At 59.6% G+C, this 22,866-nt stretch carries 20 protein-coding genes and 1 pseudogene; 13 read left to right on the top strand and 8 right to left on the bottom strand.

What is annotated here, in order from left to right:
• Positions 1–2 precede the first annotated feature (2 nt).
• The 4 genes from ACYZT0_RS10490 to ACYZT0_RS10475 all read left to right on the top strand — a co-directional run bounded on the left by ACYZT0_RS10490 (position 3) and on the right by ACYZT0_RS10475 (position 3,288).
• The gene (locus ACYZT0_RS10490; protein WP_462045766.1) at positions 3–656 is read left to right on the top strand and encodes an alginate O-acetyltransferase AlgF; all 654 of its coding nucleotides are present in this window, start codon (positions 3–5) and stop codon (positions 654–656) included.
• Positions 653–1,642, top strand: a complete 990-nt coding sequence (locus ACYZT0_RS10485; RefSeq protein ID WP_462045765.1) for an alginate O-acetyltransferase AlgX-related protein — start codon at positions 653–655, stop codon at positions 1,640–1,642. The genes ACYZT0_RS10490 and ACYZT0_RS10485 overlap by 4 nt, the downstream gene beginning before the upstream one ends.
• Positions 1,609–2,502 (top strand): alpha-amylase family protein, encoded by an 894-nt coding sequence (locus tag ACYZT0_RS10480; protein ID WP_462045764.1) that lies wholly within the window; start codon positions 1,609–1,611, stop codon positions 2,500–2,502. Before ACYZT0_RS10485 ends, ACYZT0_RS10480 begins: the two co-directional genes overlap by 34 nt.
• A 129-nt stretch (positions 2,503–2,631) precedes the next feature.
• Complete coding sequence (locus ACYZT0_RS10475) at positions 2,632–3,288, top strand: MliC family protein (protein WP_462045763.1); 657 nt, start codon at positions 2,632–2,634, stop codon at positions 3,286–3,288.
• Between the two features lie 385 nt (positions 3,289–3,673).
• Here the strand turns inward: ACYZT0_RS10475 and ACYZT0_RS10470 are convergent, their stop codons facing one another.
• The 4 genes and pseudogenes from ACYZT0_RS10470 to ACYZT0_RS10455 form a co-directional block, all read right to left on the bottom strand.
• Complete coding sequence (locus ACYZT0_RS10470; protein ID WP_462045762.1) at positions 3,674–3,841, bottom strand: hypothetical protein; 168 nt, start codon at positions 3,839–3,841, stop codon at positions 3,674–3,676.
• 44 nt (positions 3,842–3,885) lie between these two features.
• Positions 3,886–4,200, bottom strand: a pseudogene (locus ACYZT0_RS10465) (hypothetical protein); the annotation flags it as partial.
• A gap of 80 nt (positions 4,201–4,280) precedes the next feature.
• The gene (locus ACYZT0_RS10460) at positions 4,281–4,916 is read right to left on the bottom strand and encodes a response regulator transcription factor (RefSeq protein WP_462037333.1); all 636 of its coding nucleotides are present in this window, start codon (positions 4,914–4,916) and stop codon (positions 4,281–4,283) included.
• 4 nt (positions 4,917–4,920) lie between these two features.
• On the bottom strand, positions 4,921–7,197 hold the full coding sequence (locus ACYZT0_RS10455) for a PAS domain-containing sensor histidine kinase (RefSeq protein WP_462045761.1): 2,277 nt from the start codon (positions 7,195–7,197) through the stop codon (positions 4,921–4,923).
• Positions 7,198–7,427: 230 nt separating this feature from the next.
• On the opposite strand from ACYZT0_RS10455, the gene ACYZT0_RS10450 reads away from it, so the two are divergent.
• The 5 genes from ACYZT0_RS10450 (at position 7,428) to ACYZT0_RS10430 (ending at position 14,412) form a co-directional block, all read left to right on the top strand.
• Positions 7,428–9,050: an acyl-CoA synthetase gene (locus tag ACYZT0_RS10450; protein ID WP_462045760.1), complete on the top strand. Its 1,623-nt coding sequence runs from the start codon at positions 7,428–7,430 to the stop codon at positions 9,048–9,050.
• A gap of 131 nt (positions 9,051–9,181) precedes the next feature.
• Positions 9,182–9,508, top strand: a complete 327-nt coding sequence (locus tag ACYZT0_RS10445) for a DUF485 domain-containing protein (protein ID WP_462045759.1) — start codon at positions 9,182–9,184, stop codon at positions 9,506–9,508.
• Entirely contained in the window at positions 9,508–11,178 is a 1,671-nt protein-coding gene (locus ACYZT0_RS10440; RefSeq protein ID WP_462045758.1) for a cation acetate symporter, read from the top strand. Before ACYZT0_RS10445 ends, ACYZT0_RS10440 begins: the two co-directional genes overlap by 1 nt.
• A 64-nt stretch (positions 11,179–11,242) precedes the next feature.
• The gene (locus ACYZT0_RS10435; protein WP_462045757.1) at positions 11,243–13,015 is read left to right on the top strand and encodes an acyl-CoA dehydrogenase C-terminal domain-containing protein; all 1,773 of its coding nucleotides are present in this window, start codon (positions 11,243–11,245) and stop codon (positions 13,013–13,015) included.
• Between the two features lie 128 nt (positions 13,016–13,143).
• Positions 13,144–14,412 carry an OprD family porin gene (locus ACYZT0_RS10430; protein WP_462045756.1) on the top strand — a complete coding sequence of 423 codons (1,269 nt, stop codon included), beginning with the start codon at positions 13,144–13,146 and terminating at the stop codon, positions 14,410–14,412.
• On the opposite strand, the gene ACYZT0_RS10425 is transcribed toward ACYZT0_RS10430, so the two are convergent.
• Positions 14,391–15,425 (bottom strand): AraC family transcriptional regulator, encoded by a 1,035-nt coding sequence (locus ACYZT0_RS10425; RefSeq protein ID WP_462046540.1) that lies wholly within the window; start codon positions 15,423–15,425, stop codon positions 14,391–14,393. The two genes, ACYZT0_RS10430 and ACYZT0_RS10425, sit on opposite strands and share 22 nt — an antisense overlap.
• Positions 15,426–15,579: 154 nt before the next feature.
• On the bottom strand, positions 15,580–16,923 hold the full coding sequence (pssA, locus tag ACYZT0_RS10420) for a CDP-diacylglycerol--serine O-phosphatidyltransferase (protein ID WP_462045755.1): 1,344 nt from the start codon (positions 16,921–16,923) through the stop codon (positions 15,580–15,582).
• Between the two features lie 174 nt (positions 16,924–17,097).
• Between pssA and ACYZT0_RS10415 the strand changes: the two genes are divergently transcribed.
• The 3 genes from ACYZT0_RS10415 to ACYZT0_RS10405 all read left to right on the top strand — a co-directional run bounded on the left by ACYZT0_RS10415 (position 17,098) and on the right by ACYZT0_RS10405 (position 19,095).
• Entirely contained in the window at positions 17,098–17,661 is a 564-nt protein-coding gene (locus ACYZT0_RS10415) for a TetR/AcrR family transcriptional regulator (protein ID WP_462045754.1), read from the top strand.
• 55 nt (positions 17,662–17,716) lie between these two features.
• Positions 17,717–18,193: a nuclear transport factor 2 family protein gene (locus ACYZT0_RS10410; protein ID WP_462045753.1), complete on the top strand. Its 477-nt coding sequence runs from the start codon at positions 17,717–17,719 to the stop codon at positions 18,191–18,193.
• Positions 18,194–18,315: 122 nt separating this feature from the next.
• The gene (locus ACYZT0_RS10405; RefSeq protein ID WP_462045752.1) at positions 18,316–19,095 is read left to right on the top strand and encodes a TSUP family transporter; all 780 of its coding nucleotides are present in this window, start codon (positions 18,316–18,318) and stop codon (positions 19,093–19,095) included.
• On the opposite strand, the gene nudC is transcribed toward ACYZT0_RS10405, so the two are convergent.
• Positions 19,063–19,893: an NAD(+) diphosphatase gene (gene nudC, locus ACYZT0_RS10400; RefSeq protein ID WP_462045751.1), complete on the bottom strand. Its 831-nt coding sequence runs from the start codon at positions 19,891–19,893 to the stop codon at positions 19,063–19,065. The genes ACYZT0_RS10405 and nudC overlap by 33 nt on opposite strands.
• A gap of 7 nt (positions 19,894–19,900) precedes the next feature.
• Positions 19,901–20,713, bottom strand: a complete 813-nt coding sequence (locus ACYZT0_RS10395) for a crotonase/enoyl-CoA hydratase family protein (protein WP_462045750.1) — start codon at positions 20,711–20,713, stop codon at positions 19,901–19,903.
• Positions 20,714–21,277: 564 nt separating this feature from the next.
• On the opposite strand from ACYZT0_RS10395, the gene glgA reads away from it, so the two are divergent.
• On the top strand, positions 21,278–22,864 hold the full coding sequence (gene glgA, locus ACYZT0_RS10390) for a glycogen synthase GlgA (protein WP_462045749.1): 1,587 nt from the start codon (positions 21,278–21,280) through the stop codon (positions 22,862–22,864).
• Positions 22,865–22,866: the final 2 nt, after the last annotated feature.

Genomic DNA, 22,866 nt, shown 5'->3' with positions numbered 1-22,866 from the left:
ACATGAACGTTCGAATCTGTGTGTGGCTGGGTCTTGGCCTGCTCTCGACAGGCGCACAAGCGGCCCCGGAAATCGCTCATCTGTACGCGCCAAAATTGCCCGATGGCTCCGCGTATGTGCGGGTGGTCAATCCGGCCGACACCGCGATGCAGGTCCAGGTGGGCCAAAGCGCAAGCTTTAGCCTTTCCGCTCAGAGCACGGTGGCCAGCCCCTTCCAGATCGTGGACGCGCGGCAGCCGCTCAAGCTGACCGTCAATGGTCGCGAGATAACAGGCCTGAGTGCACCGAAAAGTGCGTGGGTGACCCTGATTCTGGACAGCGACCCGGCACGGGCGCCGCGCCTGGTCATCGACCCGCCGCTGCGCGGTAAAGACCTGCGCGCCGAACTCAACGTTTATAACCTCAGCAGCGGTTGCGAAAAGGCTGGGGTCAAACTGGCCAATGGCGCCCCGGTATTCAACCAGCTGCCGTTCAACGGACAAGCCCAGCGCACGATCAACCCGGTGCAAGCGACGCTGGTTGCCAGCTGCAATGAAATCGCCAGCCCGCCGTTGAAGCTGGCGCCCTTCAAGGCCGGCGATCGTTATAGCCTGTTCCTGATCGGCTCCCGCCAGGCCCCACGCCTGATTGGCCTTGTCGACCAGACCTCCCCATGAACCTTCAATTCAAACCCGAACGTTTTATTCGTCGATTGTCGATGCGCGCCATGATCGCGGGCCTGCTGGCGAGCCTGTCAGGCACCGGCGTTCAAGCGGCCTCGGCGGTAATCGCCGGCAACGGCGGCTGGTTATTCCCTGCCTGGGAAAGCCTGAGCAAGGTCGACAACACCGGCACTGCCCGCAACATTGCGCTGCTCAAAGAACTCCAGCAGCAACTTGAACGCGAACACATCGGGCTGGTCGTGCTGGTGGTGCCGATGAAAGCGCCGTTTTATGCTCAGCGCCTGCCCGCCGATCAACCCTTGAGCGTGGCCGTGATGCAGCGCTATGACCACCTGCAAAACGACCTGACACAAGCGGGCCTGACCACGCTGAACATCAAACCGATCCTGCAACGGACCGAGCAAGGCAAACAGACCGCGTTTTACCGCGCCGACTACCACTGGACAGCCTGGAGCGCCGAAAACACCGCCGACGCCACGGCGCAACTCATTACCGCGCGCTACCGCCTGCGCGGTGACCCCGGTGGTGGCTCGGTGCTGGGCCAATGGTTCGACAGGCGAGCGTTCGGCGACCTGGCCAGTAATTTCCTGCCAGCAATCAAGCGCAAGGCGATTGGTCGCGACATCTACACCGTTCGCCATCAGGCTGAGAAAGACTTGCTGATCGATGACGCACCGGCGCCGGTTCAGGTGATCGGCAACAGCTTTGTCCAGCCTTACCTGGGTTTTACGCAGAAGCTTTCAAATGCCCTGGACCGTCCCGTCGCACTGACATGGAACCCCGGCGACGTCGGTCCGTGGGCTACGCTGCTGCAATACCTGGAGTCGGCGGATTTTGCCGAATACAAGCCACAAGTGATTGTCTGGCAATTCAACGAGGGCCAGTTCCACCTTGGCCCTGATGCGGCAGCCAACTGGAACGCAAAAGGCGTTACCTCGGTGAGCCAATGGCATCAACGCATCAAAAAGGCACTGCCGTGAAAATCTTCGGCTACACCGCCAGTCGCGCGACCGTTGCTGCTCTGTTGCTTGCTGTCACCGTCGGCGCAGGTACCGGCATGCTCTACGTGACGAAGACCAAGGCCCTGGACCCGGGGATTGTCGGCATTGTCTGGCAGCCGGATAACAAGACCGTCGGAATCAGCGGACACTGGGAAAAACTGGGAGCGCGTGAGCTGCTGGTCCAATGGACAGTCGTGGACGATCAGGCATTCGTTCCCGGTACCGGCCTGCCCGCCGTACCGGTCCTGCCCGATTGGGCGCGCATCGCCAAGGCACCCTGGGCGCAGGATGTCATCCTTGGGCTGGCAGGTTATTTCAGCGAGAACCGCTCTCGGGACAACATCGAAGAACTGGCCACGGTCTCGGAACGGATCGCCAAATTGCCTACGCCGTTGCACGTGACTGGATGGTATTTCCCGGCCGAAGTCGACCCCAGCTGGACCCGCGCCAAAGACCTGCCCGCCCTGCTGGCCAAGCTGCCGCGACCGTTGTGGATCAGCGTCTATGATGGCGCCAATATCGGACCCGTCGCCACGGCCGAATGGCTCAAGCAATGGCTGCCGGACGACATTGGCGTGTTCTTCCAGGACGGCGTCGGCGTTTACACCCGCACCGCACCCGTCGCCCGAACCTACGCCGACGCCATGCGCCAGCGTCTGGGCAAAGAGCGTGTGCGGATCATCGTCGAAGCCTTCCGCCCCAACTTCGGCGGCGGCTTCCGCTCCGCGACCGCTGCCGAGCTCAGACCGCAACTGGCGGCCTATGACGGTTATCCGCTTTACCTGTTCGACGGGCCGCACTACGTGACGCCTGAGTTGGTCGAGCAATTGGTGCGATAAAGCGAAATCGTGGCAAGTTTTGAACACTGACTTACACTGCGATACACCCAATGCGAATGAATGACTGTTCAACGGACCGATAGGTCCCACGGCAACCGGGCATCACGTAATGATCTGGGTGAAGCCAACATGAAAACGGTCACGGCCCTTTTCACCTGTCTGCTCGCTGCCAGCGTGTGCGCGGCGACGAGCACCTGCGCAAATGCTGCGTCGTTCGAGACCAGCTTCGACTGCTCCAAGGCAAGGGCATCCGTCGAAAAGCTTATCTGTCGCGATTCGCAACTGGCGCAGATGGATATCGAACTGACGCGTCTTTATCGCCTGGCGCTCACCGATGAACATTCAGTACCGCGTCCAGACAAAGTCATGATCGACCAGCAGTTCTGGATCGGCGCCCGCAATCAGTGTGCCTCCGAGCCGGACCCCAAGATGTGCACGATCCGAAGTTATGCCGAACGCGCGCACCAGTTGCGCCAGGGCTCGGCCATTGTGAGAACCAAGGATCCAAACCGACTCACCGAAGGCCCCCTGGCTTTTCGTTGTACAGGGTTTAACGCGCTGATTGCCGCCACCTTCTTTAGGACGCAGCCAGGTGTCGTGTACCTGAAATGGGCGAACACCTCGATCACCCTGAGCCAGGTGCCGAGTGATTCGGGAACCCAATACACTGGCAAGGATTACCAGGGGAACTACCGCTTCTGGCAAGACGGCAACGTGGCCCTTTTCCAGAAACCAGGCTCAGGGGAAATGAGTTGTACGGCCGAGCAGGCCTTCGGTCAGCAGTGATACCAAAGGCTGGACGAGATGTTGAGTGCGGACGTCGTCACCCATCACCGCCACTTCAGTGTTCGGTAACGTCGGCAACTTTTCAGACGGCTCCAGAATCCGCATGCCTTCCTGGGGCATGCTGAAGTCCACTCCCGCCGAACGGAAGCTAATGCCTCGATCATAATTGCCCCTTACGCACTTGGCGGCCGCATTATCACCAAACGTACAGGTTTGGACGCTTCGATTTCGTAGTTCCTGGCAGCGATCCAGACCAAAGCTTCGCGCCAGATGACTCGTCTTCGCTGGGCATTGGGACTGGTTTTCGCTTGGCAATGACCACGTCCAACTGCCCGATTTCGTAGTCGCCCAGCAGGTCGTGACTCAAGCCCGTGATGAGCTCTAACTAAATGTCGGGATAGAGCTTGCTAAAGCGCGACAGCAACGTGCGAAGCTGAGTAGGTACCAGGTTTTCAGAGATCCCCAGGCGCAGAAGATTCACCGTGGCGGGTTCCTTGATCTGACGTACGAACGTGTCGAAATCCACCATTATCTTGCCTCGCTCGTATGTCATGACCGAGGACGGGGAACGTATCGCCCAGTTAGGGCGACGCATGGACCCGGGACACCCTTGAACACGAAACCCAGCCCCACCAGCAGCATCTGGATGAAGGCGATGCCGACCACTCCCAGCGCGACTGCTCGGATCGTAGCGGTACACAGCTCGGCGATTTTCGGACCCTTGCCCGGACCACTGACGCGGGTCAGGGGATAAAGGGTGATCGCCAGTATCAGCGACCACAGCATCAGGTCGCGGAACGGGCTGAATATCTCGAAGCAGAAAAGCATCAAAATGGCGATCAGCCCGGCACGAATCAGGACGTCAAGCAGACTGCGAGTGAGCGCCTTCTCGGAGCTGGATGTGGGCACCATGGCTGCCTCCTTGCAGATCGCTGCAAAGGGGAATGAGATTGGTTAGCCCGGCATAGACGCTCAATAGAAAACGCGAGAAATCACCGCAGCTTGAGCGGATCGACCAGTTCAGCGGCGATGGCCATGCCCACCAGATCGGGCAAGGTATTGGCCTGCATGCGTTTCATCACCCGAGAGCGATACAGGTCGACGGTTTTTGCGCTCACGCCCAGTTGTTCTGCGATTTCACGGGTGGTGTAACCCTGCACCAGTGGCAGCAAGACGTCGCGCTCCCGTGGGGTCAGTGTGAGCAAACGCGCCTGCAGTTCTTCGTGTCCCTGATTGCCTGAGCGGTTGGCCGCGCAGTTGCTGAGCGCCTGTTGCACGCTGTCCAGCAGCAATTGCTCGTTGTAGGGTTTCTCGATGAAGTCATGGGCGCCTGCCTTGAAGGCGCGAACCACGATCGGCACATCGGCGTGCCCGCTGACGAAAATGATCGGCAGGTTCAGCTCACGTGCGCGCATTTCTTCCTGCACGTTCAAACCGCCCATGCCGGGCATGCGAACATCGAGCAGCACGCAGGCATCGAGCGTGGCATCACAGGCACTGAGAAACTCTACGCCACTGGTAAACGGCAGGGCTTTGAGCCCTACCGACTCCAATAACCAGACCGTTGAATCGAGCATGCCCTGGTCATCGTCGACCACATACACCACGTGCTCCGTCACACCTGCCATCACGTTATTCCTGTTGTTGTTTTGTTGGGCCGGCCAGCGGCAAACGGCAACACATCAGCAGCCCGACAGGTTGACGTCGGGCCTGCAACTCGCCACCGAAACCTTCGATGATGCTGCGGCTCATGGACAAGCCAAGTCCCAGACCATCGGCCTTGCTGGTATAGAACGGGGTAAATATCTGCTCCAGTTCGGGTTCGCTGACGCCCGGTCCCTGGTCTTGCACGCTGATTTCCACGGTTGCACCACTGCCCTGCTCCGCCGTCATTACGATCAGTGACGGTTGCCCCGGATGTTGTTCGCGGTTGGCATCGATGGCATTGCGCAACAGATTGAGCAGGACCTGCTCCAGCAGCACCCGGTCGGCATAAATCGGCGGCAGATTATCCGGCAGTCGATCCTCGATTGTCACTTGGCAATTGCTCGCCTCCCAGGCACACAAACGCACGGCTTCGCGGGCGACGTCGGTAAAGTTCAGCGCCTGCAGGTGCCGCTGTCCCTTGCGCAGAAACGCCCGTAGACGCCTGATCACTTGCGAAGCATGCGTGGCGTGGTGGGTAATGCGTTGCAGCCCTTGCGCCACTCGTTCGGCGGCCTGGGGATTGGAGTCCAGCGTCTGTAAATAGCGCTGGCTGGCATTGGCATAATTGACCACCGCTGCCAACGGCTGATTGATTTCGTGGGCGATGCCGGAGGCCAATTCACCCAAGGTGACCAACCGCGCGGTGTGTGCCAGCTCGTCCTGATGACGGCGCTGTTGCACCTCACGCAGTTCACGCTCGGTCATGTCCCGTGCGACCAAGGAGTAATAGCGCTCGCCGCCGGCCGAACGGTGCGCCAGCAGCACCAGCGATACCGGCACGGAAGTGCCGCCACCCGGTGGCTGCAACCGCGCCTCGGTGCTCCAGACTCCGTCGCGTTCGGCGCTGCTCCAGCCATCACGTTGCAGACGTGCCAAGTCGCTGCTGGCGAACAGTTGCGCCAGGGCTGGCATCGTTTGTTGCTCGTCGATCCCGAGGATGCGCCGCGCTGCGGGGTTGAGATAAGTGACCTGCCCCTCGGGGTCGATGAACAACACCGGATCGGTGTTGGCCTCGACGACTTCCGCCAGCCGCCGCTTGTTCTCTTCGGCGTGCACCCGGGCGGTAATGTCCCGGGAGACGCTGACCACTTCGACCACTGTCCCGGTGTAGGTTTCACGAATCGCCCGGCTGGCGGTTTCGAACCATAGGTAATGCCCGTCTCGATGACGAATGCGGTACGTCATCGTGTGATAACCGTCCTGCTCCAGGGCATCCCGCGCACGCTGCACCAGGCTGGCCAGGTCCTGACCATGGAACAAACCCTGGGCCATTTGCCCGCGCAACTCCTCCGGCCAGTAGCCGAGCAATGTCCAGGACGCCGGCGAGGCATCGAGAAAGCGTCCGTCCGGTGTGTGCCGGGAAATCAGGTCGGTGGTGTTCTCGATGATCAGCCGGTACAGCCGCCGTGCCGTGGCCGCTTCACGCTCGGCCAGCACTTGTGCCGTGGCATCGCGGCAACGGGCGAGTACGCGGTTGTCCTGGGGATCGGGGATAAACGTCCAGATCAATATCTGCGCTTCGAACTGGGCTTCGACTCCCTCGATAGCGCGTTGCTGGTCAAGGCAGGCGCGCACCAGCACCCGGTGATTGACCGGCAAAAAGCCCAGCACATCGGTCAGCGGCTTTTCGGCGAGCAGTGCCAACAGCGCAGCATTGAACTCCAGCGGCCGGCCCTGCGCATCGAGCAACAGACTCGGTTGCGGATCGTGGCCCAACAGCGGCGAGCCGCGCAGCATACCGTTGATGCTGCTCAGCAACGTCGTCAGTAAGTCCTGCACCCAACCCAGCCAATCAAGACTCACGCCCTCGCACACTTCCACCAGCAATAACCCCGGCTGCCCCGGTTGCAGGGCCAGATCAAACACCTGGCCATGGCTGATGGCGGCCCGACGCAATCGACCGGACAACCAGCAATCGAGTTGCCGTACTTGCGCCAGATCCAGGCGCCCCGCCTCGACCAGTCGATCAAACAGCAACTGATCGCTGGCCAGCGACGGGTCACCCAGGCCCGGTGGGAAATGCTGGGCGGCGCCCTCGTGGCTGTAAATCCGCGCATTGGGTTGCCAACTCAAATAAACCGCTCGGCGCACCTCGGGACATTCCTGCAACGCACGGCACAACGCATCAGCCCGGGCGGCCAGAGACACACCCTCGCGCTGAAGGCGCAACCAGCTGTGCAATCGAACGGGAGTCAGGGTCATCACAGGTCCGCTTCGTTGGGGAAGCCAAGGATATACCGGCCTTGGCGGTGTCACTGTATTCATTTAGACCTGACAGAATCAAATATAGTACATATCCTATATGACGTAGGTTGTACTTCCATATCTATGGCTGAATGTTATATAAAGCAGGCCGGACATAAAAGGCGACCTCAGCGGCTACGCTGCAAGGTCACCTATAGAGCTAACAATCAGCCACCGAGTACCCGTACATGTCGATCTATGAACAAGGGCTAGGCCCTGCGGCTGTCAATCATATTGCCTTGTCTCCGCTCAGCTTCATCGAGCGTACCGCCAGCGTTTATCCGGACTACCCCGCCGTCATCCATGGCTCTATCCGCCGCACTTGGGCGCAGACCTACACTCGTTGCCGTCGCCTGGCTTCGGCGCTGGCCGGTCGCGGCATCGGCAAGAACGACACGGTGGCGGTGATGCTGCCCAACATTCCAGAGATGCTTGAAGTGCATTTCGGCGTACCGATGATTGGCGCGGTGCTCAATCCGCTCAACGTGCGTCTGGATGCCGAAGCCATTGCCTTCATGCTGCAGCATGGCGAAGCCAAGGTGCTGATTACCGACCGTGAGTTCCATGATGTGATTCACGCGGCGATCGGCATGCTAGACCACCCGCCACTGGTCATCGACGTTAATGACCCGGAATACGGCGAAGGCCAGGCGGTCAGCGATCTGGACTATGAAGCGCTGTTGGCCGAAGGCGATCCGGCCTACGCCTGGCAATGGCCGGCGAACGAATGGGACGCCATTTCGCTGAATTACACCTCCGGCACCACCGGCAACCCGAAAGGCGTGGTCTATCATCATCGCGGTGCTTACCTGAACTCGTTGGGCAACCAGATGACCTGGGCCATGGGCAACCATCCGGTCTACCTCTGGACCCTGCCGATGTTCCACTGCAACGGTTGGTGTTACCCGTGGATCATCACCGCGCTGGCCGGTGTGCATGTGTTCCTGCGCCGTGTCGATCCACAGAAAATCCTCACGTTGATCCGCGAGCACCAGATCACTCACCTGTGCGCTGCGCCGATCGTGCTCAACGCGCTGGTCAACATGCCGGAATCGGCAAAAGCGGCGATCGATCACCCGGTCAACGCCATGGTCGCCGGTGCCGCGCCGCCGGCCAAAGTGATCGGTGCCGTGGAAGAAATGGGCATTAAGGTCACCCACGTTTATGGCCTGACCGAAACCTATGGTCCGGTGACGCTCTGCGCCTGGCATGCCGAATGGGATGAGTTGCCGCTGGAAGAGCGAGCGCAAATCAAATCCCGTCAGGGTGTGCGCTACCCGACGCTCGAAGGCGTGATGGTCGGCGACTCGAAGACGCTGGAACCCACCCCGCGTGACGGTCAGACCATCGGTGAGATCTTCATGCGCGGCAACACCGTGATGAAGGGCTACCTGAAGAACTCGACCGCCACGGCCGAAGCGTTCGAAGGCGGCTGGTTCCACACCGGCGACCTGGCGGTGTGTCATCCGAACGGTTATGTGGAGATCAAGGACCGACTCAAGGACATCATCATTTCCGGTGGCGAGAATATTTCCACCATCGAACTCGAAGGTGTGCTCTATCGCCATCCGGGTGTGATGGAAGCAGCTGTCGTCGCCCGTCCCGATGAGAAGTGGGGCGAAACGCCCTGCGCCTTTATCACATTGAAGGCGGATCACCAGGACGTTCGCGAGGCCGACATCATCAGTTTCTGTCGCGAACACCTGGCCGGCTTCAAAGTCCCGCGCACGGTGATTTTCACCCTGCTGCCGAAGACTTCGACCGGCAAGATCCAGAAGTACGTTCTGCGCGACAGGGCCAAAGCGCTCTAACCGAATCGACGTTGTACCCGTCAAGCGGCCGGTGTTTTTACCGGCCGCTTCGGGCTCGTGCAGGCCGAATTCGGCCCTGCCCCGCCCTTGAATACCAAAAGCATCGATAACAAAAACAAGGTGGAGCCACCATGATCGACATCCATTCAACCGATACCCAACGCTGTGAACGCATTCGGTCCAACCCGAAATTCCTTCAATTGGTGAGCAGCCGTTCGCGCCTGGCCTGGTCGCTGAGTGCTGCGGTGCTGGGCACTTACTACGCGTTCATGCTGGTGGTGGCGTTTGCCCCGCAATGGCTGCATGCGCCAATCGCCGAGCATCGGATGTTGACCCTGGGCATGCCGGTTGGCGCGGCGATCATCGTGTTTTCCTGGTTACTCACCGGCTGGTATGTCTACCGCGCCAACACGCGCTTCGATGCACTGGGCGCCGCTATTCTCGAGGAGAGCAAATAATGAACCTGCTCCGTAAACTTATCCTCGCTGCTGCCGGACTTTTGCCGGCCTCCGTTGTGCTGGCTGCGCCCGCGCTGGGTGCGGTGGAAAAACAACCGCTCAACCTGAATGCGATCGGCATGTTCTTTGTGTTCGTTTTAGGCACGCTGGCCATCACCTGGTGGGCCGCGCGGCAAACCAAATCCACTTCAGACTTCTACACCGCGGGCGGTGGCATCACCGGGTTCCAGAACGGTTTGGCGATTGCCGGTGACTACATGTCCGCCGCCACCTTGCTGGGGCTGTCCAGCCTGGTGTTTGCCAAGGGCTACGACGGCTTCATCTATACCATCGGCTTCTTCGTCGGCTGGCCGATCATTACCTTCCTGATGGCCGAGCGCCTGCGTAACCTGGGGCGCTACACCTTCGCCGACATCGTGTCCTATCGACTGGACCAGAACAAAGTGCGGATTTTCGCCGCGTTTGGTTCGTTGACGGTGGTGTGCTGCTACCTGATTGTGCAGATGGTCGGTGCGGGTCAATTGATCAAGCTGCTGTTCGGTCTCGACTACCCGGTTGCGGTGGTGATCGTCGGCGCACTGATGCTGGTGTATGTGATTTTCGGTGGCATGATCGCCACCACCTGGGTACAGATCATCAAGGCCGTGCTGCTGCTTGCCGGCGGCACGACCCTGGCGGTCATGGCCATGTCGCAGTTCGGCTTCAGCTACGAAACCCTGGCCGACAAAGCCGTCCAGGCGCACGCCAGTGGCTGGAATATCATGGGCCCCGGCTCAATGCTCGCCGACCCGATCAACACCGCTTCGATGTCGCTGGGCCTGGTGTTCGGGATTGCCGGCCTGCCGCACATTCTGATGCGTTTCTTCACCGTGCCTAACGCCAAGGAAGCGCGTAAATCGGTGTTCTACGCCACCGGTTTCATCGGCTTCTTCTTCCTGGTGGTTTGCACCTTGGGCTTCGCCGCGATGGTGATCATCGGCACCGACCCGCAGTACTACCTCAATGGCGAAGTCGGCGGCACCTTGATGGGTGGCGGCAATATGGTCGCCATGCACCTGGCCAAAGCGGTCGGCGGCAACCTGTTCTTCGGTTTCCTCTCGGCGGTAGCCTTCGCCACCATCCTCGCGGTGGTCTCCGGGCTGGCCCTGGCCGGTGCTTCGGCGATTTCCCATGACCTCTACGCCACGGTGTTCAAGAAGGGCAAAGCCAGCGAGAAACAGGAAATGCGCGTGACCCGCATGGCCACTGTCGGCCTGGGCATCATCGCGATTCTGCTGGGCATTCTGTTCGAGAAGATGAACGTCGCGTTCCTGGTGGGCCTGACGTTCGGCATCGCCGCGTCGACCAACTTCCCGGTGTTGATCATGGCCATGTACTGGAAAGGCTTGACCACCAAAGGCGCGATCATCGGCGGTTTCGCCGGCCTGCTCTGCGCGCTGGTACTGGTAATCCTCTCGCCAGCGGTCTGGGTCACTGTGCTCGGCCATGCTCACGCGATTTTCCCGTACGACCACCCGGCACTGTTCTCCATGCCATTGGCGTTCTTCGTGATCGTCGTGGTGTCGAAACTCGATCGCAGCGTACGGGCCGACAAGGAGCGTGACGCTTACGCCGACCAGTTCGTTCGCGCCCAGACCGGCCTCGGCGCCGCCAGCGCTTGCAGCCATTGATTGAAAGGGCACGGCCTGCTCAAGCGGCGCCGTGCCCATCGCACAACCTTTTGAGGTTCACGTTATGCCCGAATTCAACGCCCCGCTGCGCGACATGCGCTTTGTGCTGCATGAAGTGTTCGACGCCCCGGCCCTGTGGGCACGCTTGCCGGCCCTGGCCGACAGTGTCGACGCCGCCACCGCTGACGCCATTCTTGAAGAGGCGGCCAAAGTCACCTCGCACCTGATTGCGCCGTTGAACCGCAGCGGCGATGAGGAAGGTGCCCAGTGGGCCGATGGCCAGGTCAGCACGCCGATCGGGTTCAAACAGGCTTATGCCACCTACATTGAAGGCGGCTGGGTGGGTCTGTCCGGTAACGCTGATTTCGGCGGCATGGGCATGCCGAAGATGCTCGCCGTGCAATTCGAAGAAATGCTCTACGGCGCCAACTCAAGTTTTGCACTCTATTCCGCGTTGAGTTCCGGTGCCTGTCTGGCGCTGGATGCCCACGCCAGCGACACCCTGAAAAACCTCTACCTACCGCCGATGTACGAAGGCCGCTGGGCCGGTTCCATGTGCCTGACCGAAGCCCACGCCGGCACCGATCTGGGGATTATCCGCACCCGTGCCGAACCTCAGGCCGATGGCAGCTTCAGCATTTCCGGCAGCAAGATCTTCATCACCGGGGGTGATCAGGACCTGACCGAAAACATTGTCCATCTGGTGTTGGCCAAACTGCCGGACGCGCCTGCGGGGCCCAAAGGCATCTCGCTGTTTGTCGTCCCCAAAGTGCTGGTCAATACCGACGGTTCCCTCGGCCAGGCCAACGCCGTGAGTTGCGGTTCGATCGAACACAAGATGGGCATCAAGGCCTCGGCCACCTGCGTGATGAACTTCGACGGCGCCAGCGGTTGGTTGGTCGGCGAAGCCAACAAAGGCTTGGCAGCGATGTTCACCATGATGAACTACGAGCGCTTGTCCATCGGCATTCAGGGCATTGGCTGCGCCGAAGCGTCCTATCAGAGCGCCGTCGCCTATGCCCGCGAACGTGTGCAGAGCCGCGCGCCGACCGGTGCCATCGCCCCGGACAAAGTGGCCGACCCGATCATCGTCCACCCGGATGTGCGGCGCATGCTGCTGAGCATGAAAGCCATGACCGAAGGTGGTCGCGCGTTCGCCAGTTATGTCGGTCAGCAACTCGATCTGGCGAAGTTTTCCGATGACGCCAAGGAACGGGACAACGCCCAAACCCTGGTCGCGCTGCTCACCCCCGTGGCCAAGGCGTTTTTCACCGATACCGGCCTGGAAAGCTGCATCAACGGCCAGCAAGTGTTCGGCGGTCATGGCTATATCCGCGAATGGGGCCAGGAACAGTTGGTCCGTGATGTACGCATCGCGCAGATCTACGAAGGCACCAACGGCATTCAGGCCCTGGATTTGCTCGGACGCAAAGTGCTCGCCGACAAGAGTGTCGCGCTGCGCCAATTCACCGGCGAGATTCGCCACTTCGCCCATCAGCCCGGCGCGCCCTACTGCGCTCAACTGTTCGATGCCGTGCAGCGTCTGGAGGACCTGAGCGAATGGTTGCAGGATCAGGCCGCGACCCATCGCAACGAAGTCGGTGCCGCTTCGGTGGAGTATTTGCACCTGTTCGGTTATGTGGCCTACGCCTGGCTTTGGGCACGCATGGCACAGGTTGCCCAGCAAAAGCGCGGTGAAGATGAAGGGTTTTATGGCGCGAAGATCGCCACCGCCGACTTCTACATCCACCGCCTGTTGCCACGCATTTTGAGTCTGGAGCAATCCATCCGCGCGGGCAGTGCCTCCTTGTTTGGCCTGAGCGCCGAACAGTTCTAACGATTGAACCGCACGCGGCGTCACGCTCCTATCTCTTCGGCGTTCGCGTTTTTTATTGATAAGCCCTCGTCCATCTGACGAGGGCTGCGGGACCTGTCTTTCCATAATAAAAACAAAGGGGCTTCACCATGGACCGCAACACCCGCACCCTCGCTACCCGACTGTTGCTGGCCGGCGGCATCATCAGCCTCTCGACCCCCGCCGCTGCTGACTTTGTCAAAGACAGCAAGGCCAGCCTTGAGCTGCGCAACTTCTATTTCAATCGTGACTATCGCCAGGACAACGCCCCTCGATCCAAACAAGAGGAATGGGCGCAGGGTTTCCTGCTGCGCTATGAGTCGGGATTTACCGAAGGGTTGGTCGGTGTCGGCTTCGATGCCATTGGACTGGTCGGCATCAAGCTGGATTCCAGCCCTGATCGCGCCGGTTCCGGTCTGCTCAAACGCCATAGCGATACCCGCAAAGGTGCACAGGACGAGTACGGCGAACTGGGCTTGACCGCCAAAGTGCGTGCCTCGAAAAGTACGCTGAAACTCGGCACTCTGCTGCCGAAACTGCCCACGGTACTGGCCAACGATTCACGACTGTTGCCACAAACCTTCGAGGGCGGCCAGTTGACGTCGCTGGAAATCGAAGGCCTGACCGTGGATGCCGGGCGACTGACGCAGGTCAATCAGCGCGACTCCTCGGACTACGAAGACATGGGCATCACCCGGACCGGCGCCAAGGGCATCACCACGCGTCATGTCGATAGCAACAGCTTCGATTTCGCCAGCCTGAACTACAAATGGACCAGCAACCTCGCCACCGGCTACAGCTACGGCCATCTCGACAACTACTACAGCCAGCACTTGGTCAACCTGACCTACGTGTTGCCGGTCACAACCGGCCAGTCGCTGAAGACGGATCTGCGCTTCGCCCGCTCCACGGACGATGGTGGCAGTAATGTCGATAACAATGCCATTGGCGCGATGTTCACCTATAACCTTGGTGGGCATGCGTTGGGCCTGGGTTATCAAGGCATGAGCGGCGACACCGGTTACGCCTACGTCAACGGCACCGATGCATTCCTGGTGAACTTCGTGCAGATCGGCGACTTTGCGAGCAAAAACGAAAAGTCCTGGCAGGCTCGCTACGACTACAACTTTGCGGCCATCGGCGTTCCGGGCCTGACCTTCATGACCCGCTACCTCACCGGCTCCGATATCGATCTGGGCAACAACCGCCCGCAAGGCAAGGAATGGGAACGTGATACCGACATCGGTTATGTCGTGCAGAGCGGCCCGCTGAAAAATGTCGGGGTGAAGTGGCGGAACGCGACGGTGCGCTCGACTAACTTCGGCAGCGATCTGGATGAAAACCGCCTGATCGTCAGCTACACCTTGCCGATCTGGTAGCTAGCCTCGTTGAGGATCAAACTCCGGTAATGCCCCGGATTTGACCCCGACCACTTGCGAAACGCCTTGTAGAACGAGCTGGCATCGGCAAAGCCCAAACGCGTGGCGATCTCGGCAAAGCTGATGGTCGGTTCCGCCAGCCAAACAATCGCCAGCTCCTTGCGCACACTGTCCTTGAGCCCTTGGTAAGTCTGGCCCTCTTCGGCCAGGCGCCGACGCAACGTCGAAGCCGACATGCACAGCTGTTGCGCCAGGGCCTCGGTTTCCGGCCAGTGTTCGGCGGGCAGTTGCCGCAAATCGTGCTTGATCCGGCTGGCCAGGCTCTCCGGGTCGCGGTACTTGACCAGAATATTGGCCGGCGCAAGGGCCAGGAAACGCTTGAGTTCTTCCGGGCTGCGCTTGATCGGCAAATCCAGGCACTCGGCCGAGAAAATCATCCGCGTGCGCGGCCGGTCGAAACGCAGGTTTTCGGAGAACATCACCTGGTAGTCAGCGCAGAAATCAGGCACCGGGCACCGCAACTCGATGGCCAGGATCGGAATCCGCCGCCCTGCCAGCCAGCAGGCGACGCCGTGGACGATCATCCAGTAAGTGAAATACGTGAAGGCGCGGCGCGGGTCCTGGTCGTCTTCGAACAAGACGATTTCCGCCAGGCTTTGCTGACGAACCAACTGTGCAGGCATGTGCTCGAGCATCAACGACAAAAAACTCAACCCCGAGGTCAGACCGGCGGCCAGGCTCGGCTGGACCATCGAGCAGCGACAGAGAAACTCCAGACTGCCCGATTTGAGTTTGCGCGGGTCCATGCCAAAAAACTCATCGTCTCCACGTCGTGCCAGCAAACGCCACAGACGCGCATAAGCGGTAGCCGGGACGCGTACATCGCTGCTTTCGAGCAGTGCCGGATCGATGCCGACTTTGTTCAACACCTCTTCGGTGGCGACTCCCGGGGCGCAGCTTTGCAACAGCGCTTCACGCACCAGTTGAATGGAGATGGTGTCTTTTTCCGACATTGGCCGAGGCAAGCCCTGTTCTTTGAGTGGTGGGAATATTAGCCCGTCAAGATCAAAAGATCGTCCGAACGCGGCCCGAACCTTCGGCAGCTCCTGCCACGGTGCACGTCATCCCACTGGAGCTGCCATAGACTGCGATCTATTGCCTTAAGCCTTAAAGAATCCGGTACAACAACCGCTCAATCCGCACCCGACTCACGCGCTTGAGGAACTTGGCCACCGCCGCCGGGTATTCCAGCAGCGTTTCCAGGTCCTGGTAACGCTCGATGCGACTGGTGTTCTCGAAGATCTCCGCCAGCTCTTTACGACGCGGTTCCAGCAGCTCGCCTTTCGGATCATCGATCAGCAACGCGTTTTCCAGATCGAGACGGAACGCTCGCGGATTGAGGTTGTTGCCGGTCAACAAGGTATAGCGCTGATCGATCCACATGCCCTTGAGGTGATAGGTGTTGTCGCCGTCACGCCACAGGTGCAGGTTCAACTGGCCGCTGTCGACGCTGCGATGATGCCGCTTGGCGAAACGCCGAAGGCTGATCTCGTAAAGGTACGGCAGCGCCGAAATCACCTTGAACGGCTCGCTCGGCGGGATGTAGAAATCGTTGGCCGTCTTGTCGCCGACAACAATGTCGATTTTCACGCCCCGCGCCAGTGCCCGGTTGATTTCCCGGATCACGGCCAGCGGCAGGTTGAAGTACGGCGTGCAGATGGTCAGTTGATGTTGAGCGCTGGCGATCAACTCGCAAATCACTCGGTTCAACGGATTGTTCTTGCCGACACCGAGCAACGGGCTGACCGACAAACCGCCCTTGTCCAGGGTTCCCGTCGTGGTGTCGTACGCCGCGTGCTTGAGACGGCTGCGCAAGTCGCCAATGTCGTTGCGCAGACTGCGGGTGGTCGGCAGGTTCGGCAAATCGAGACGATGCACCGCTTTGGAGGCGATCAGGCCGTGCTGAATCAGGTGCTGCATCGAATCGGCCACGGCGTGGTTGTGCAGCAGGTGATAACGGTCGTAGCGGTACTTGTCGAACTTGTGCAGATAAACGTTGTTCAGACTCGCGCCGCTGTAGATCACACAGTCATCGATCACGAAGCCTTTCAAATGCAGCACGCCAAACAACTCTCGGGTCTGCACGGGAACGCCATACACCGGGACTTCACTGGCATGAGTCCGGGTGGCTTCCTGATACCAGGCCGAGTTGCCCGGCTGCTTGCCGGCACCGATCAACCCGCGCTGGGCGCGCAGCCAATCAACGATCACCACCACGTCCAGTTCAGGACGCGCCAGTTTGGCCGCGTGCAAGGCATCGAGAATTTCCTGGCCGGCTTCGTCCTGTTGCAGATAAAGCGCGACGATATAGATGCGCTGGGTGGCGCTGGCGATCTTTTCCAGCAGGCAACGGCGGAACTCGGCAGCGCCAGAAAGGATAGTGACGGCATCGGCGGTCAGCGGAAAACTGCGCAGTTTGGGCAGCAGAGAGCGTTTGAAAAGCGACGGCATAGGGCTCGCAATGGGTCGAATCCGAAGAACCCGAGAGCTTACACCATGGATCCGCTTGGGTCTTGTTACTGTCTGTGATGGCCTCTTCGCGATCCGACTTGCCCGCGAAGGCAATTTCACTGAACAAACACTTTGCGCTTGACCATGAAGAATGATCGTTCTACTGTTCGCCGCATGAACGAAATAACCAGCAACGACACACGCGACATCATTCTGGATGTCGCCGAAAAGCTGATCTACAAAAGTGGCATCGCGGCCACCGGAATGGACCTTCTGGTGAAAACCGCCGGCGTCTCCAGAAAAAGTATTTACCGCTACTTCGCCAACAAGGAGGCGCTCACCGTTGCGGCCCTGCAACGGCGAGACCTGCGCTGGATGCACTGGTACAAAAGCGCAGTCGACCTGGCTGAAACCCCGGCCGACCGGTTGCTCAACCTGTTTACCGTGCTCAAGGGCTGGTTCGCTTCCGAAGGCTTTCGTGGCTGTGCATTCATTAATACCAGCGGCGAAACCGGCGACCCGCAAGACCCGGTTCGCCTGGTCGCCAAAGACCACAAACTGAAGCTGCTCGACTACGTGCGCGAGCTCTGTACCGAATATGGCGCAACAGACCCGGATACACTGGCCAAACAGCTGCTGATCCTGATCGACGGTGCCATTACCGTGGCGCTTGTCATGGGTGATCACAGTGCCGCCGATAATGCGCAATGCATGGCGCGAAAGTTATTGGACCTGTAACACTTTAATCAAGCCCCACAATGTGTTGAACTTTAATTTTATAGGGAGACTTTCAATGTCTAACGCCAAAGTTCGTCCGCCATTACCGCCATTCACCCGTGAGTCGGCCATCGAAAAAGTACGCCTGGCCGAAGACGGCTGGAACTCCCGCGACCCGGAACGCGTGTCGCTGGCCTACACCCTGGACACGAAATGGCGTAACCGCGCCGAATTCGCCTACAACCGCGAAGAAGCCAAAAATTTCCTGACGCGCAAATGGGCAAAAGAACTGGATTACCGCCTGATCAAAGAACTCTGGGCCTTTACCGGCAAACGCATCGCCGTGCGTTATGCCTATGAATGGCACGACGACTCGGGCAACTGGTTCCGTTCCTACGGCAACGAAAACTGGGAGTTCGACGAGAACGGTTTGATGGCCAATCGGTTTGCCAGCATCAACGACATGCCGATCAAGGAAAGCGACCGCAAGTTCCACTGGCCGCTGGGTCGCCGGCCTGACGATCACCCAAGCCTGTCCGACCTGGGCCTGTAAACCAACACTGCTCTTTCCCACTCGAGCGTGGGAACGATCAGCTGTAGGAGGACAACTTTATAGGTAAGATATCGGCCCTTCCCCGCAGCCCTGTTCTGCACCCCGCCGAATAAGCCGATTCCATGCCTTTCGAACTCAGTGTTGACCTCACCACCCTGGCCATTCTGGCCCTTGTCGCTTTCATTGCCGGTTTCATCGACGCCATTGCCGGCGGCGGCGGTCTGTTGACCACCCCGGCGCTGCTGACCGCAGGCCTGCCGCCGCACCTGGTGCTGGGCACCAACAAACTCAGTTCGACGTTCGGCTCAGCCACGGCCAGTTTTACCTTCTACCGACGCAAACTGTTCCATCCCAGGCAGTGGGTGCACGCCATTGTCGGCACGCTGGTGGGCGCGCTGACCGGCGCCGTGGTCGCTCACTACCTGCCAGCAGAGTGGCTGAACAAGATGCTCCCGGTGATCATTTTCGCCTGTGGCCTCTACCTGTTGTTTGGCGGCACACCGAAAGCGCCGCTGGACAGCGACGCACCGATCAAGAAAAAGTGGCAATCGACCCAAGGCTTCGGCCTCGGGTTTTACGACGGCGTGGCCGGCCCCGGCACGGGTGCGTTCTGGACCGTCAGCACGATGCTGATGTACCCCATCGACCTGGTGAAGGCCAGCGGCGTGGCGCGCAGCATGAACTTCGTCAGCAACATTGCGGCACTGTCGGTGTTCGTGTTTTCCGGGCAAGTGGACTGGATCATCGGCCTGAGCATGGGCCTGTCGGTGATGGTCGGGGCGTTCTTCGGGGCCCGCACCGCCATCAGCGGCGGTGCGAAGTTCATTCGTCCGGTGTTCATCACCGTGGTGCTGGGCTTGACCGTGCGGTTAGCCTGGCAACACTGGTTCAGCGTGGCCTAAGCGCCGCGCCACATAGACGTCGATCAGGTACCGGGCAATCGAGCGTGCCGCCGGCAACGGCGGCAAGTCACGTACGTTGAACCACTGGGCGTCTTCGATCTCGTCTTCCTGACACACGATCTTGCCACCGGCGTATTCGGCGTGAAACCCCAGCATCATCGAATGCGGGAACGGCCAGCACTGGCTGCCCATGTACTGGATGTTCTTGACCTCGATCTGCACTTCTTCGCGAACCTCACGAATCAGGCAGTCTTCGGCCGACTCGCCCGGTTCGGCAAACCCCGCCAACGTGCTGTAGATCCCGGTGACAAAGCGCGGCGAACGGGCCAGCAGGACTTCATCGCCACGGGTCACCAGTACAATCATGCTTGGCGAAATGCGCGGGTAGCTGCGTAAATCACACGGTTCGCAATACATCGCCCGTTCCCGGGTCACCTGGGTCATCGCCTGCCCACAGTTACCGCAGAAGCGGTGCTCGCGGGCCCAGGTGCCGATTTGCGCGGCATATCCGAGCACCTTGAACACCGTATGATCGCCTTCGAGCATGAACGCCCGCAGGCCTTTCCAGTTGCAGCCCGGCACTTCGCTGTGACTGCGCAATTCCAGCAGGTAGACCGGTTCGCCATCCAGATGGCCGATGCCATGTTCAGCGAGAATCGACAAATCCTGGTGCTTGAGCCATTCGCGAGGGAACAGCGCGCCATTGTCATCGAACAGAAAACCTTCGGGGCTGCGGGCCACGGCCCAGCCGCCGGGTTGGTCGGTGTCCAGTACTGCGGTGGTCCAGCGTGAAATCATTTTTTAATCAATCCAGAAATTCGGGTTTCTGTTTGCTCATATGAGCGGCCATAGCCACGCGCAGATCGGTGGATTGCAGCATGGCGGCGTTCCAGGTGGCGACGTATTCGAGGCCGTCGTCGATGCGATGGTCGCGCATGTAGCTGATCATCTCTTTGGTGCCGGCGATCGCAATCGGTGACTTGCTGGCGATCTCGCGGGCAATGCCCATGACACCGTCGAGCAGGCTGGCCGTGTCGCTGTAAACGCGATTGACCAGGCCCATGCCACGCGCTTCTTCAGCACCGAAAGTGCGACCAGTGTAAGCCAGTTCACGCAGCATGCCGTCACCGATGATCCGCGGCAAGCGTTGCAGAGTGCCAACGTCGGCGGCCATGCCGATGTCGATTTCCTTGATCGAAAACTGCGCGTCTTCGGCGGCGTAACGCATGTCGCAAGCAGCAATAAGGTCGATGGCGCCACCCAGGCAATAACCCTGAATCGCCGCCAGCACCGGTTTGCGGCAATGGTCGACCGCATTGAAAGACGCTTGAAGGGCGAGGATTTTTCGGCGCAACAGGCGCGCGTTGCGACCCACGTCCTTGCCCAGTTCATTGGCCACGCCGGCCAGCATCATCAGGTCGATGCCGGAAGAAAAATGCTTGCCCGCACCACTGAGGACCACCACCCGAACCTCGTCAGTGTCGTCGACCCACTGGAAAATCTCGATGATCTCGCTCCAGAACGCGGCATTCATCGAATTGATTTTTTCCGGCCGGTTGATCTGCACATGGGCGACTTTATTGTTCAGTTCGACGGTGAACGCGGTGTACTGAGACATGGCAGTGATCCTTATACCGGGCAGAAAATGAGGCCCGAACTATAACAAGGCATCCGGGCAGGCCGTAAGGCAGCGGTTCGGACAAAAACGGGACTTGCCAGCTGTGCACCACAACAGTGCGCGAGCATGGCCGCGCTTCGCACATTCATGTGACATCTCGAATATTTCTTGAGGCAAAAACGGCAAAAAAACAGGCCCCTCGTCGGTGCGTTTCTCCCTCCAAGCGGTACGTCCGTACCTCTTTAAACCGATTGTCGAACAATTTTGCCATTTGACCTCCCCCGCTCTAAGTTCTGGCCTAGACTCATTTCCGCGGGGCGAAACCGGCGGGTCACAAAGCGCAAAGAAAGTCGAAACTTTTGCCGCTCGTGACGGGTCAGGTTAATGGCAGGTGCGTTGCGACTGGTGCAATCCTTGCAGCGTCTACTCCAGCCATTCTGCTTCAACGCATTGGCAGCGCTTGCTCTCCGATGCGTAGCGCGTTTGCGCCCGGCCACAGGAATTGGCCACGAAATACCGTTTGTGCCAGACCTAAGAATTAGATCAACAACACGGGAGATTCATATGATCAGTGCGGCTTTAGATATTCAGGGAGAACGTGCTCATCAGCAGGTCGGCGAAACGAGCACTGTGAGCGCGCCAAGTCACCAATCGGTCAGCGTACCCGGCACCAAGGCGCTGACACCGGTGGCCAGTCAGAACCCCAACAAGAAGAAAGTGCTGTTCGTCACCTCGGAGATCGCCGATCTGGTGAAAACCGGTGGTCTGGGCGACGTTTCCGCAGCGCTGCCGCGAGCCATGGCGCATCTGCATGATGTGCGTGTGCTGATTCCCGGTTACCCGCAAGTGCTGAACAGCGAAAACCCGATTCATATCATTGGTGAGCTCGGTGGTCACGCCGCGTTGCCCCCCTGCAAGATCGGGCGCATGGACATGCCCGACGGTCTGGTCATTTACGTGTTGATCTGCCCCGAACTCTACGAGCGCGAAGGTTCGCCATACGGTGCCAACAACGGCCGCGACTGGCCGGACAACCACATTCGTTTCGCCCGCCTGGGTCTGGCGGCCGCCGACATTGCCGCCAATCTTGCACAAATCCACTGGTGCCCGGACCTGGTGCACGCCCATGACTGGCCGGCCGGTCTGGCACCCGCTTATATGCACTGGCGTGGACAACGCACCCCGACGCTGTTCACCATTCATAACCTCGCCTACCAGGGCGTGACCAGTCTTGGTTCGTGCCCGGAACTGGGTATTCCAATGCATGCCTTGCAACAGGAAGGCATGGAGTTCTACGGCAAGATGTCGTTCCTCAAGGCTGGCATGGCCTATTCGAGCCACATCACCACCGTCAGCGCCACCTATGCCCAGGAAATCACCACCCCGGCCTTCGGCTGCGGTCTCGACGGTTTTCTCGCCGCCAAGACCCAGCAAGGTCTGCTCAGTGGTATTCCCAATGGCATCGATGAGAGTTGGGACGCGGCCACTGACACGCACCTGTTCCGCCCGTTCAGTATCGGAGACTGGGAAGGTAAAGCGGTCAACGCTGCACACGTCCGTGAGCTGTTTGGCCTGGACGATAGCGAAGGTCCGTTGTTCGCCGTGGTGTCGCGACTGGTCTATCAGAAAGGCCTGGACCTGACCGAAGCCGTCTCCGAATACATCGTCAAATCTGGCGGGCAGATCGCAATCATCGGTCGTGGCGAGCCGGAAGAAGAACAAGCCATGCGTGAACTGGCCCTGCGTTTCCCCGGCCAGATCGGCGTACGCATCGGTTTCAACGAAACCGACGCTCGTCGCATGTTCGCCGGCAGTGATTTCCTGCTGATGCCTTCGCGTTACGAGCCTTGCGGCTTGAGCCAAATGTACGCCCAGCGCTTCGGTTCGTTGCCGGTAGCACGCAACACCGGCGGTTTGGCCGACACCATTGAAAACGGCGTGACCGGTTTCCTGTTCGATGAATCCACGGCCGAGAGCTATCAGGAAGCCCTGAGCCGGGCATTCAAGATATTTGCCTTCCCCGACCTGCTCAATGCCATGCGCTGCCGGGCCATGGCGGCGCCTTTCAACTGGTGCAAGGCAGTCGAACCGTACGCCGAACTCTACGAAAAACTGGTGACCAAAGCGCTGGGTAAATCGAGCAAACATTAAGA

It is taken from the genome of Pseudomonas sp. ZS1P83 (assembly GCF_054897825.1).
The sequence above is the reverse complement of the archived record's forward strand: the minus strand, read 5'-3'. Positions and strand labels throughout refer to the sequence as shown.